Raw genomic sequence first — 838 nt, forward strand, 5'->3', positions numbered from 1 at the left:
GACCGTCGAGGAGCTCCGCGGTCACCTACCGGATCAGGTCGAGTGGCTGTCCATCGACACCGCGGACTGCGTCCGGCTACTAGAGGAGTTCCCGGCCGATCCGGTGACCTACACCGATCGGGTGCGTCCGTTGCGTGCGGAGCATCCGGCCTATGTCATCTACACCTCCGGTTCCACGGGCATGCCGAAGGGTGTGGTGGTCACTCAGGCCGGGTTGGCGGGTTTCTGTGCTGAGCAGCGTGATCGGTATCGGGTGACGAGCGCGTCGCGGACGTTGCATTTCGCGTCGCCGTCGTTCGACGCGTCGGTGCTGGAGTTGTTGCTCGCGCTCGGCGGCGCGGCCACCATGGTCATCGCCTCCCCCACGGTGTTCGGCGGCGAGGAATTCGCGTCCCTGGTCCGCCGGGAGGCCGTGACCCACGCGTTCGTGACGCCCGCCGCGCTGGCGTCGGTGGATCCGGCGGGGCTGGACGAGTTCCGTGTGGTGGTGGCCGGTGGCGAAGCGTGCCCGCCGGAGCTGGTGCGGCGCTGGGTGCTACCGGTGTCGGGTGGGCGCACCCGCGAATTCTTCAACGGGTACGGCCCGACCGAGACCACGATCATGACCAACATCAGCGCGCCGCTGGTGCCGGGTGAACCGGTGACGATCGGCGCGCCGATCCCGGCCGTCACCGAATACGTACTGGACGAGCGATTGGTCCCGGTTGCCAGTGGTGTGGTGGGGGAGCTGTACATCACCGGCGCGCAACTGGCTCGCGGCTACCACGAGCGGCGCGGGCTGACCGCGTCCCGCTTCGTGGCGAACCCGTTCGACTCCCATGGGTCGCGCCTGTATCGG

General features: G+C 68.7%; 1 protein-coding gene. It reads left to right on the forward strand.

Annotation, left to right across the window (positions count from 1 at the left end; genetic code table 11):
- The coding region (locus ACT89H_RS29390; RefSeq protein ID WP_445111921.1) for an AMP-binding protein at positions 1-838 on the forward strand (838 nt) is incomplete at both ends.

Source organism: Nocardia aegles (assembly GCF_052545135.1).